Origin of the sequence: Rhodanobacter sp. B04 (assembly GCF_002001125.1) — a bacterium.
GTDB lineage: Bacteria > Pseudomonadota > Gammaproteobacteria > Xanthomonadales > Rhodanobacteraceae > Rhodanobacter.
Genome location: NZ_MUNV01000022.1, coordinates 22,179 through 33,668 on the forward strand (window position 1 = coordinate 22,179; position 11,490 = coordinate 33,668).

The 11,490-nt window shown below is 66.3% G+C and carries 8 protein-coding genes; 4 read left to right on the plus strand and 4 right to left on the minus strand.

Annotation, left to right across the window (positions count from 1 at the left end):
* Window positions 1-152: 152 nt before the first annotated feature.
* A complete protein-coding gene (locus B0E46_RS14495; protein WP_217316356.1) occupies window positions 153-761 on the plus strand; it encodes a DUF4126 domain-containing protein in 609 nt (202 codons plus the stop codon).
* 17 nt (window positions 762-778) lie between these two features.
* Here B0E46_RS14495 and B0E46_RS14500 read toward each other — a convergent pair whose 3' ends face one another.
* From B0E46_RS14500 to B0E46_RS14515, 4 genes are all read right to left on the minus strand, one after another.
* The gene (locus B0E46_RS14500) at window positions 779-2,158 is read right to left on the minus strand and encodes a leucyl aminopeptidase family protein (RefSeq protein ID WP_077556490.1); all 1,380 of its coding nucleotides are present in this window, start codon (window positions 2,156-2,158) and stop codon (window positions 779-781) included.
* An 88-nt stretch (window positions 2,159-2,246) separates the two neighbouring features.
* Complete coding sequence (locus tag B0E46_RS14505) at window positions 2,247-2,948, minus strand: HAD family hydrolase (RefSeq protein WP_077556491.1); 702 nt, start codon at window positions 2,946-2,948, stop codon at window positions 2,247-2,249.
* Window positions 2,949-2,960: 12 nt separating this feature from the next.
* The gene (locus B0E46_RS14510; RefSeq protein ID WP_077556492.1) at window positions 2,961-4,238 is read right to left on the minus strand and encodes a substrate-binding domain-containing protein; all 1,278 of its coding nucleotides are present in this window, start codon (window positions 4,236-4,238) and stop codon (window positions 2,961-2,963) included.
* A gap of 218 nt (window positions 4,239-4,456) precedes the next feature.
* Complete coding sequence (locus B0E46_RS14515) at window positions 4,457-5,860, minus strand: Do family serine endopeptidase (protein WP_077556493.1); 1,404 nt, start codon at window positions 5,858-5,860, stop codon at window positions 4,457-4,459.
* A gap of 448 nt (window positions 5,861-6,308) precedes the next feature.
* Between B0E46_RS14515 and B0E46_RS14520 the strand changes: the two genes are divergently transcribed.
* The 3 genes from B0E46_RS14520 (at window position 6,309) to B0E46_RS14530 (ending at window position 11,187) form a co-directional block, all read left to right on the plus strand.
* Window positions 6,309-9,557 carry an LAGLIDADG family homing endonuclease gene (locus tag B0E46_RS14520; protein WP_077556494.1) on the plus strand — a complete coding sequence of 1,083 codons (3,249 nt, stop codon included), beginning with the start codon at window positions 6,309-6,311 and terminating at the stop codon, window positions 9,555-9,557.
* Between the two features lie 126 nt (window positions 9,558-9,683).
* Entirely contained in the window at window positions 9,684-10,301 is a 618-nt protein-coding gene (locus tag B0E46_RS14525) for a hypothetical protein (protein ID WP_077556495.1), read from the plus strand.
* 130 nt (window positions 10,302-10,431) lie between these two features.
* Window positions 10,432-11,187 (plus strand): NrdJb, encoded by a 756-nt coding sequence (locus tag B0E46_RS14530; RefSeq protein ID WP_077556496.1) that lies wholly within the window; start codon window positions 10,432-10,434, stop codon window positions 11,185-11,187.
* Window positions 11,188-11,490: the final 303 nt, after the last annotated feature.

Genomic DNA, 11,490 nt, shown 5'->3' on the forward strand with positions numbered 1-11,490 from the left:
ACCATTTCGAGGGCTGGCGACAACCGCGCGCCGTGTTCGCGCAAGAGCTTGCTGCGGCTCGTTTGCGTGCCACGCCGGGCTGGCGGCGTGGCTGGACAGTCGGCAACATCGCGCGTAAACACGGTCTGCAGCGTCCCTCCACGAGGATCCGCATGGACATGTTGTCGAACGTCGCGCTGGCCGGTGGCCTGGCCTGGGCCAGCGGCATCCGGCTGTACGCCACGGTCTTCGTGGCCGGCATGCTGGGCCGGTTCGGCTATGTGCACCTGCCGGACGGCCTGCTGCCGTTGACCGACACCTGGGTGCTGGCGGTGTCCGGGGTGCTGATGCTGTGCGAGTTCCTGGCTGACAAGGTGCCGGCGTTCGACAGCGCCTGGGACGCGGTGCATACCTTCATCCGCATCCCGATCGGCACCTTGCTGGCCTGGGGCGTGTTCAGGGATTCCGGCGCCGGTACCCAGCTGGCGGCGGCCCTGCTCGGCGGCGCGCTGGTCGCCGGCACGCATTTCACCAAGGCCGGCACGCGGGCCTTGATCAACACCTCACCGGAGCCTTTCAGCAACTGGGGCGCCAGCGTGGGCGAGGACGTCAGCTGGCTCGGCGGCCTGTACCTGATGTGGCGGCACCCGCTGGTGTTGCTGATCCTGCTCGGCCTGTTCGTGCTGCTGATGTGCTGGATGCTGCCGCGCATCGTGCGTGGCCTGCGTGCCTTGCGGCAGCGCCTGCAACGGCTACGCGCGACCCTGTCCGGCAGCGCTTGAGTGGCGCTGCTCGCGGCTCAGCCGCGATAGCGCTGCTGCAGGAACGCGAACAGCGCACGCAAGCCCATCGCCTCGCCGCCGCGCGGCCGGCCGGGACGGTCGCTGTCGTTCCACGCGTAGGTATCCAGGTGCAGCCACGGCGTGCCGTCCGGCACGAAGCGCTCCAGGTACAGCGCCGCGGTGATCGCCCCCGCATGCCGTGACGGCCCCGCATTGGCGAAATCGGCCAGGTAGGAATCGAGCATCCGGCGATACGGGCGCCACAACGGCAGCCGCCACAGCGGGTCGTCGACCGCATGGCCGGCCGCCAGCGCGGCCGCGGCGACGGCTTCGTCGTTGGCGAACAGCGCCGGCAGATCCGGCCCCAGCGCGACGCGTGCGGCGCCGGTGAGCGTGGCGAAATCGACGATCAGTTCCGGTTGCTGTTCGGCGCCGTAGGCCAGCGCGTCGCACAGCACCAGCCGGCCCTCGGCGTCGGTGTTGTCGATCTCCACGGTGAGGCCGGCGCGAGTGGTGATCACTTCGCCCGGACGCATCGCGTTGCCGGCCACGGAGTTCTCCACCGCCGGAACCAGCAGGGTCAGCCGCACCGGCAGCTTCGCCTGCATGATCAGCCCGGCCAGGGCGATCGCGTGCGCGGCGCCGCCCATGTCTTTCTTCATCCAGCGCATGCCGTCGGACGATTTCAGGTCGAGGCCGCCGGTGTCGAAGCACACGCCCTTGCCGACCACCACCAGTTTCGGATGGCTGGACTTGCCCCAGTTCAGCTCGATCAGCCGTGGCGCGCGATGGCTGGCGCGGCCGACCGCGTGGATGGTCGGAAAGTTGGCCTTGAGCAGCTCGTCGCCGACCCACTCGCGCACTTTCGCCTTGTGCGCCTTGCCGAGCTGCTTGACCGCATGCGCGAGCTGTTGCGGGCCCATGTCCTCGGTCGGCGTGTTGACCAGGTCGCGTACCAGCCCGGTGGCCTGCACCAGCGGCGCCAGTTGCTGCAGCTCGTCGGCGGACACGGCGAGCCGCGCCGGTGCGCGCCTGGCCTGGCGATAGCGGGTGAACTGGTAGGCACCCAGCGCCCAGCCGAGGGCAGCCTGGTGCGGATCGGCCAGCACGCCTTCGGCGGCAAGGTGATAGTTCGCCTCGGGCAGGATGCCGGGCAGGCCCGCCAGCGCGCCGAGGGAGTCATGCGCATCGACGCCGACCAGCACACGCACCAGCTTGCCCGCCACATCCGCCAGCAAGGCAAACGTGCCCGGCGCGGCTTCGAAGCCGCTGTCGCTCAGCCAGCGCCGTTGCGCGGCGCTGAGCCGGCGGCGGCTCGCGGCATAGTGCGCGGCGTCGGTGGTCTCGATGGGGATGCTGTGGCGGTTGCCGGGCAGGTGTTCGATCAGGGCGGACATGCGGGATCCTTCGGGCTGGCGGCGGCACGGTGAGCCGCCGATGGCGTGACAGTCAATCGCCAATCATGCGCGATTTGCCGGGCGCTGCCTATGCGGCGCAAGGCTGTGCCTCGAGCCAGTCGGCCAGCGCGGTCATGCTGCGCAGATCGAGCTCCGGCGCCGGCCCCAGCTCGGGTGGCCACGGCTCGCCGGCGCGGTTGATCCAGGCCGTGCGCAGGCCGGCCTCGCGCGCGCCGACCATGTCCATCGCCGGATCGTCGCCGACGTGCAGGATCTGCGCGGGCGCCACGCCAAGCCGTTCGGCGGCGGCCACGAAAATGCGTGGATCGGGTTTGGCCATGCCACTGTCGCGGGCGCAGATGTGGTGGGCGAAGTGCGCGTGGATGCCGATGCGCTGCAGGTCGGCATTGCCGTTGGTCAGGCTGGCCAGCGGCCAGCGCGCGGTGATCCGCTGCAAGGCCGGCAGGCTGTCCGGATACAGCTCGACGCTGTTGCGCGCCGCGAAGTAGATCTCCCACAGCGCGTCCACCGGCGCGGGGGCGATGCCGCAGGCGGCAAACGCATGCTGCAGGGTGAGCTGGCGCTGGGTGGTGAAGTCATGCGCCAGGTCGAGCCGCTCGGCGGCGACCCGATTGCGCAATTCGCGCATGGCCGCGATCGGCCATGCGCGTGCGACATCCGGGTAGTGCTGCTGCAGCCACGCATCGACGGCCTGCTCCGCGCGCTCCAGGGCCGGCTGGACCGGCCACAGGGTATCGTCCAGATCCAGCGTCAGCGCGACTATCCGCACGGGATCGCTGACTCAGCGGTCGCTGATCTGCAGCGTCTGGCCGAGCTTGATCTGATCGTTCTTGAGGTGGTTCCAGTCGCGCAGCTGGGCCACGCTGACGGAATTCTTTTCCGCGATCGACGACAAGGTGTCGCCCTTGGCCACCGTATAGGTCGTGTTGTCGGCCGGGGCCGAATGGGCGGCGGCGCTGGGCTGGCTTGCAGTCTCGCTGGCCGCACTCGGCGCACTGGCCGGAGGCGTGCTCGCGGGCGGCCTGCTCATGCTGCTGGTGCGCTGTTGTGCAGCGGCCAGCGTGTTTATCGCGGCGATCGAGGCATCGGCGCGCGCGCCGGCATTCGGCGTCGTTTCGAGGCGGCTTGGCCGCACACCCAGTTCAGCGAAGATCTCGTTGCGGCGGGCATCCTCCATCGAGGCCAGCGCGATGCCATCCTGGTACGGCAGCACGGCGTGCTTGCGCATCGCAGCCTTGGCGGGCTCGGTCTGCAGGAAGTCGATGAAAGCCTGGACCTCCGCCGCCTTCGGGCTGCGCGGGTTGGTCACCAGGTACAGCGGGGTGAACAGCACATAGCTGCCGTCGGCCAGGTTGGCGCTGTTGGCCATCTTGCCGTTGATCGAGACGGCCTTGAGCTTGGGATTGCCGTAGATATCGGCCATCGTGGCGGCGCCAAAACCGTTCGGGTTGAGTGCCACGCCCTCTTCGAGCTTGTGCGTGTTGACGTACAGCCGTGGCGCGGCGACCGGCTGGTTGCCGCGGCCGAACAGCAGGCTGCGCAGGCTGTACTCCACACCGTCACCGGGGCTGGCCACCGCGTAGACATCGATCGGCGCGTTGCTGCCGCCGACCTGGCTCCAGTTGGTGATCTTGCCGTAGTAGATGTCGTGCACCTGCTTCAGCGTGAGGTTGCTGACCGGATTGGACGCATGGGTGATGATCACCAGCGCGTCCCAGGCCACCGGGGTGAACGTGAGGTTGGTGTTTTCCGAGGTGCCGTCGCTGGCGCGCGCACTGCCTGCCAGGTCGGCCGCGCCACTGGCCACCGCGTCGATGCCCGAGGCCGTGTTGAACGGCTGCAGCTCGATGCTGCCGTGCCCGGTCTTCTGCCATGCGAGCGCCACTTCGTTGACGACGCCGGTAGCGGTGGCGACGTCGCCACGCCAGATCAGGGTGGTTTTCGCCGGCGCCGTGGACTTGGCGTGAGTGTGTGCTTTCGTTTTGGCGAACGCCGGGGCAGTGACGAAGCAGGTCCCGAGCAGGGCAATCGACAACAGGTGGGCAAGACGGACAGACATGGTGGTGGGGAACCTCGGCGTGGTGGGGAGGTGAACTGAGCGGGCATGTCGCCCTGCGGGCGCGCATACGTTGAGATGGACAGGGTATTTCATCGACCTGAACACAAAACATCAAGCACTTCCATGAGTTTGCACCCGGGTGCCGCGCCAGGCTGTGCCGTACGGCACGCCTGGCAGGCGATCCATCACGCAGTTTCAGCCATCGCGATGTTCCCGGGTCAGTTGATCACCACGTAATGGCTGCCATCGTCATCGGCGACCACCAGCACCAGCTGGCGCAGGCGCACATTGGCCAGGCCGTGCAGCATGCGCAGGCCGGTGATGCGCTGGTTGCCGATGCCGACCAGCAGGTCGCCGGCACTCAGGCCGGCACGTGCGGCGCGACTGCCCGGCTGCACGGCGCTGATCGCCACGCCGTACAGGCCCTGCGCGCGCTGGTCGTCGCTGAGGTCGCTGAAGCGCACGCCGCTCAGGCGCGCATCCAGCTGGCCGCCCTCCACGCTGTCCAGCTTGATCTGCCGCAGCTTGGCCGTGACCAGGCGGGTCTGGCCGTCGCGCAGCACCCCCAGTTGCACGGCGCTGCCCAGCGGCAGCAGGCCTTCGGCATTGCGCAGTTCCTGTTCGCTGTGCAGCGGCTTGCCGTTCAGCGTGGTCAGCACGTCGCCCGGCTGCAGCCCGGCGTCCTCGGCGGCCGAGCCGGCATTGACGCCGGTGACCACCACGCCGTTGCTGTCCTTCAGCTTCAGCAGCTGGGCGATCCGCGGCGTGATCGCCTGCGTCTGCACGCCCAGGCTGCCGCGCTGCACCTTGCCGTGCGCCAGCAGCTGCCCCATCACTTCGCTGGTGAGGTCGCTGGGTATGGCAAAGCCGATGCCGACATTGCCGCCCGAGGGCGAGAAGATCATCGTGTTGATGCCGACCAGTTCGCCGCGCAGGTTCACCAGTGCGCCCCCGGAATTGCCCGGGTTGATCGAGGCGTCGGTCTGGATGAAGTTCTGGTAGCCGCTGCCTCCCGCACTCGATCGGCCGAGGCCGGAACGGCCCAGCGCGGACACGATGCCGGCGGTCACCGTCTGGCCGAGCCCGAACGGATTGCCCACCGCCACCACGTAATCGCCCACGCGCAGCCTGGACGAGTCGGCCAGCGGCAACGCCTGCAGGTTCTGCGCGGGGATCTGCACCACCGCCACATCGGTGTCCGGATCGGTGCCGATCAGCTTGGCCTTGAAAGTGCGCCCGTCCTGCAGGGTCACCGTGATGTCGTCGGCGCCGCCCACCACATGGTTGTTGGTCAGCACGTAGCCCTTGGCCGCATCCACGATCACGCCCGAGCCCAGGCTCTGCTCCGTGCGCTCCTGCGGCGTGTCGGGCAGGCCGAAGAACTGGCGGAACACCGGATCGTTGAAATACGGATTGCTTACCGCCACCCGCGTCTTGGTCGAGATGTTCACCACCGCCGGGGTCACGTGTTCGAGCATCGGCGCCAGCGACGGCATCGCTTGGCCATCGATCGCCGCGGGCAGGGTGGCGGCGGCAGCGGTGCCCGGCACCAGGCCGATGATGGTGGCGGTGACCAGCAGGCCGGTCAGCCAGCGCAGAAGGCGGGAAGGGCGCGACGACATGGAATCCTCCTCAGGTAACGATTGAAAGCGGCGCAGGTTCGACCCGATCCCGGCGCGACGGTTCCATCCGGCCCGCAGCCGGCATCGCAGCGCCTTTCGATCGATCCGCCTGCGTCAAGTACTTTACATCCGGCGGCGGCAGGGTTAACTTTCCTTCCCGATCACAACCACAACATCTTGTGGTTGGGTGCTGGCACTGGAACAAGTGCTGGTGCTGACTGGCGCACTCTTGAGGGGGAGTCGTTATCGTCGGAAGCAGGTGGCCCATGGGCCGGAGGGCAATCTTCCGTGGCTTGTCGGTAGTCACACATGCGGCGTCTACAGCGCCGTCGTATCCAATAAATATAAGACGGGGGCCGCAAGGCCACACCGGGAGGTCAGCAAGCCGATGAGCACAGTGCGTGCGCCAGCCACAAACCCAGCCCCAGGCTCCCAGCAGAATCCAGTCATGAGTCGTGATGCCGCCGTGGAAATCCCGCTGCAACCCGCGTCCTACGACATCTGGGACAAGAAATACCGCCTGAAGGCGAAATCCGGCGAGCCGGTCGATGGCAGCATCGACGAGACTTACCAGCGCGTGGCGCGTGCCTTGTCCGACGTCGAAACCACCGACGAGCTGCGTGGCCACTGGTACGAGCGTTTCCTGTGGGCGCTGCGCCGCGGTGCGATTCCCGCCGGCCGCATCACCTCCAACGCCGGCGCGCTGGCGCACAAGCCGGCCACCTCCACGATCAACTGCACCGTCTCCGGCACCATCCGCGACTCGATGGACGACATCCTGGAGAAAGTGCACGAGGCCGGCCTCACCCTGAAGGCCGGCTGCGGCATCGGCTACGAATTCTCCACGCTGCGCCCGCGTGGCGCGTACGTGTCCGGCGCCGGTGCGCACACCAGCGGCCCGCTGTCGTTCATGGACATCTACGACAAGATGTGCTTCACCGTGTCGTCCGCCGGCGGTCGCCGCGGCGCGCAGATGGGCACGTTCGACATCAGCCACCCGGACGCGCGCGAGTTCGTGCGCGCCAAGCGCGAGGACGGCCGGCTGCGCCAGTTCAACCTGTCGCTGCTGATCACCGACGGCTTCATGGATGCGGTGGAGCACGACCAGGACTGGCCGCTGGTGTTTCCGGTGCACGTCAAGGAAAAGGACGAAATCGACCTGGCCGATCCGGCGCAGGTGGTCTGGCGCGAATGGCCGACCCACGAGAACTACATCGACCGCGAGGACGGCCTGGTCGCCTGCAAGATCTACAGCCACATCCGTGCACGGCACCTGTGGGACATGATCATGGTGTCCACCTATGACTATGCCGAGCCGGGTTTCATCCTGATCGACAAGGTCAACGAGATGAACAACAACTGGTGGTGCGAGCACATCCGCGCCACCAACCCCTGCGTCACCGCCGATACCTGGGTGCAGACATCCGAAGGCCCGCGCCAGGTCAGCGACCTGCTCGGCCGCGGTTTCATGGCGCGAGTGGACGGCAAGGATCACGCCACCGGCGCAGAAGGCTTCTTCCGCACCGCGACCAAGCCGGTACTGGCGCTACAGACCGAAGAAGGTCATCGCCTGCGCCTGACCGAGGACCACCGCGTGCGCCGCGTCTCGCGCATGACGCGCTGGAGCGTGGATACCGAATGGTGCGCCGCCGGTGCGTTGCAGCCGGGCGACCGCGTGCTGCTCAACGACCACCGCGCCAATGCGCAGTGGTCCGGCGCGCTGACCGCCGAGCAGGGTTACCTGCTCGGCCTGCTGGTCGGTGACGGCACGCTCAAGCACGAGGCGGCCGTGTTGTCGGCGTGGCCGCAGGCCGCCGTCGTGAACGGCCCCGTGAACGGCGGTGCCCGTGCGCTGATGGCCGAAGCCCTGCGCTGTGCGCAGACCTTGCCGCATCGCGCCGACTTCGCCGGCTGGTCGGAAGTGAGCGGCCGTGGCGAATTCCGCATGAAGTCTGCGGCATTGCGCGATCTGGCCTTCGAGTTCGGCATGGGCGTGGGCGACAAAGCCATCACCCCGGCGCTGGAACAGGCATCGAGCGACGCCTGCCGCGGTTTCCTGCGCGGCTTCTTCGATGCCGACGGCTCGGTGCAGGGCAGCCAGGCCAAGGGAGTGTCCGTGCGCCTGGCGCAGTCGGACCTGCCGCGGCTGGAGGCGGTGCAGCGCATGCTGCTGCGGCTGGGCATGCCGTCGCGCATCTATCGCGATCGCCGCGCTGCCGGCGAAAGCCTGCTGCCGGACGGCCACGGCGGCACGCGGGCGTATGCCACCCAGGCTCAGCACGAGCTGGTCATCGCCGGCGAGTCGCTGCCGCGCTTCGCCGAACTGATCGGCTTTGCCGATACCGACAAGGCGACCCGTCTCAAGGCCGCCCTGTCCGGCTACCGGCGCAGCCTCAACCGCGCGCGCTTCGTCGCCACCGTTGCATCGTTGCAGGCCGATGGCGTGGAGGACGTCTACGACGTGCAGGTGCCCGGCATCAACACCTTCGACGGCAACGGCCTGCATGCGCACAACTGCGGCGAACAGCCCTTGCCGCCGTACGGCTCGTGCCTGCTCGGCTCGGTCAACCTGACCACCTTCGTGCGCGACCCGTTCGGCCCCAAGGCACGCTTCGACTGGGACGAGTACCGCGAGGTGGTGAAGGTGTTCACCCGCATGCTCGACAACGTGGTCGAGATCAACGGCCTGCCGCTGGAGCAGCAGCGCAACGAGATCATGGGCAAGCGCCGCCACGGCATGGGCTTCCTCGGCCTCGGCTCCACCGTGACCATGCTCAAGTACCGCTACGGCAGCGACGAGGCCGTGGCGTTCACCGAGGAAGTCTCGCGCGAGATGGCCGTCGCCGGCTGGGAAGTGGCGCTGGACCTGGCCAAGGAGAAGGGCGCCGCGCCGATCCTGCTGCGCGACTACATCGTCACCGGCGACATGCTGCGCAAGCGCCCGGAAATGGCCGCCGACGGCTACAAGGTCGGCGACTCCATCCCCGGCCGCGTGCTGCACGCCAGGTACAGCCGCTACATGCAGCGCATCGCCAGCGTGGCGCCGAACCTGGTCGCCGAACTGGCCGAGACCGGCGCGCGCTTCACTCACCACAGCTCGATCGCGCCCACCGGCACGATCTCGCTGTCGCTGGCCAACAACGCCAGCAACGGCATCGAGCCGAGCTTCGCGCACAGCTACTCGCGCAACGTGATCCGCGAAGGCAAGAAGTCCAAGGAAAAGGTCGAAGTGCTCAGCTACGAGCTGCTCGCCTACCGCGCGCTGATCAACGCCGATGCCAAGGTGTTCACCGACGAGGCCGCCAACAAGCTGCCCGACTACTTCGTTTCCGCCGACGACATCAGCCCGAAAGAACATGTCGACATCCAGGCCGCCTCGCAGAAGTGGATCGATTCGTCGATCTCCAAGACCGCGAACGTGCCCACCGATTACCCCTACGAAGACTTCAAGGACATCTATTTCTACGCCTACAAGCAGGGCCTGAAAGGATGCACCACCTTCCGCTTCAACCCCGCCGCATTCCAGGGCGTGCTGGTGAAAGAATCCGATCTCGAAAATACCCTCTACCGCTTCGAGCTTGAGGACGGTAGTGTTGTCGAACTGAAAGGCAACGAGCAGGTGGAGTACGACGGCGAAATGCACTCCGCCGCCAATCTCTTCGATGCCTTGAAGGAAGGCTATTACGGTAAATTCTAGGCACGTGCGTGTTCCCGCAGTCTCCGTGAGCATGCGCGTTCCAAGAAGGGTTGCGGCAAGGTCTGAAACTGTTGCCCATCTCGGGCGTGTGACAATTCAAGAAGTCCATCGGAGGGGAACACCAGCATGTCCATCGATAACGAAGTTGAAGTGAGCGGCAGCGCCGCGCCGGCTGCCACCGAAGCACCTGCCGTTGCCCTGCCGGTTCTGCCGGACGTGGCACCGGCCGAGGTTGCCGCACCGGCGCCGAAGAAACCGGCCGCCAGGAAAAAGGCGGCTGCCAAGAAGGCCGCGCCCAAGAAGGCTGCTGCGAAGAAGGCAGCGCCGAAGAAAGCCGCGGCCAAGAAAGCTGCACCGAAGAAGGCAGCCGCCAAGAAAGCGCCAGCCAAGAAGGTTGCGGCCAAGAAAGCCGTGAAGAAGGCCGCGAAGAAAGTTGCCAAGAAAGCCTCCGCCGTGAAGAAAGCGGTGAAGAAGGTGGCCAAGAAAGTCGCCAAGGTGGCCAAGAAAAAGGTCGCCAAGGTCGCAAAGAAGGTCAGCAGCAAAAAGTCGGCCGCTAAGAAGGCCGCACCCAAGAAGGCGGCAACGAAGAAGTCCGCCAGCACCAAGAAAGGTGCAAGCACCAACAAAGGTGCAAGCAAGAAAGCCGTCGCCAAGACGGTAAAGAGGTCCACTGCCAGCAAGAAGGCGAGCGTCAAGTCGGCAAAGAAACCCGCCGCCAAGAAAGCCGCCGGTAAAAAGAAGTAAGCCACACCGCATCCGGCCCGGCCTTGCGCCGGGCCGGATGTTTTTCTCCGCGCCAGCCGGCGCGTGATGCGCACCAAGATGCCGCCCGCGATACAGCGCCGCGCATCCATCGACAAGAAGAAGCGAATACATGGCGATCAAGATCGAAAAGAAGATCACCGGCTACAACGTGGTCAAACCCGAAGACAAGGTTGCCGCCCCCACGGTCACTGGCGTCGCGCCGAAAGAGCCGCGACATGCTGAAGTAAAGCAGGCCGAAGTGATCCAGATGCACGAAAGCGTCGAGCGTCCCGAGACGCTGATCGGCTCCACCTTCAAGATCAAGTCGCCGCTGTTCGAGCACGCGCTGTACGTCACCATCAACGACATCGTGCTCAACGCCGGCACACCGCACGAGCAGCGCCGTCCCTTCGAGATCTTCATCAACTCGAAGAACATGGACCACTTCCAGTGGATCGTGGCGCTCACCCGCATCCTTTCCGCCGTGTTCCGCAAGGGCGGCGACGTCACCTTCATCGTGGAAGAGCTCAAGGCCGTGTTCGATCCGCGCGGCGGCTACTTCAAGGCCGGCGGCGTCTACATGCCCAGCATCGTGGCCGAGATCGGCGCGGTGATCGAACAACACATGAAGAACATCGGCCTGATCCACGACCCGGAGATGGACGACGCCACGCGCCGGCTGATCGCCGAGAAGCGCGCCGCGTACGAGCAGGCCGGGGCAAAAAAAAACACTGAGGCAAGCGCGGCGGCCAGCGCCAAGAGCGAGATCAACGACTCCGGCTTTCCGCCCGGTGCCACGCTGTGCGTGAAGTGCAATACGCAGGCATTGGTGCTGATGGATGGGTGCCAGACCTGTCTCAACTGCGGGTATTCGAAGTGCGGCTGAGCAGAGTCAGTTGATGCGAAGGAAGGGTGCCTTGCCCTTCCTTCGCAGAACTTCCGATGACGCACGCGGACTTGTCCTGAGCCTGCTGTAGTCCGTCGATAATCAAGGGGAAATCATGGCTCGATGGTGTGGATCCACATCGCGTGCATGGGGTGCAGCGCGGTATGCAGTGGTGCTGTTGATTTCCGCCGAAAACTGAGCCGGGTTTTTCATCGAAAAGTGAGCCACCCGTTCGTGCTGCAGGTTAGCTCAGATCGGGGTTGAGATCGGGGTCTTGGTCTCCTTCTTGATGTCAGTGCCATG

Coding starts and splice junctions, on each gene's coding strand:
- B0E46_RS14515 (WP_077556493.1), bottom strand. CDS start 5,860: ATGTCGTCGCGCCCTTCCCGCCTTCTGCGCTGGCTGACCGGCCTGCTG.
- B0E46_RS14530 (WP_077556496.1), top strand. CDS start 10,432: ATGGCGATCAAGATCGAAAAGAAGATCACCGGCTACAACGTGGTCAAA.
- B0E46_RS14525 (WP_077556495.1), top strand. CDS start 9,684: ATGTCCATCGATAACGAAGTTGAAGTGAGCGGCAGCGCCGCGCCGGCT.
- B0E46_RS14520 (WP_077556494.1), top strand. CDS start 6,309: ATGAGTCGTGATGCCGCCGTGGAAATCCCGCTGCAACCCGCGTCCTAC.
- B0E46_RS14500 (WP_077556490.1), bottom strand. CDS start 2,158: ATGTCCGCCCTGATCGAACACCTGCCCGGCAACCGCCACAGCATCCCC.
- B0E46_RS14510 (WP_077556492.1), bottom strand. CDS start 4,238: ATGTCTGTCCGTCTTGCCCACCTGTTGTCGATTGCCCTGCTCGGGACC.
- B0E46_RS14495 (WP_217316356.1), top strand. CDS start 153: ATGGACATGTTGTCGAACGTCGCGCTGGCCGGTGGCCTGGCCTGGGCC.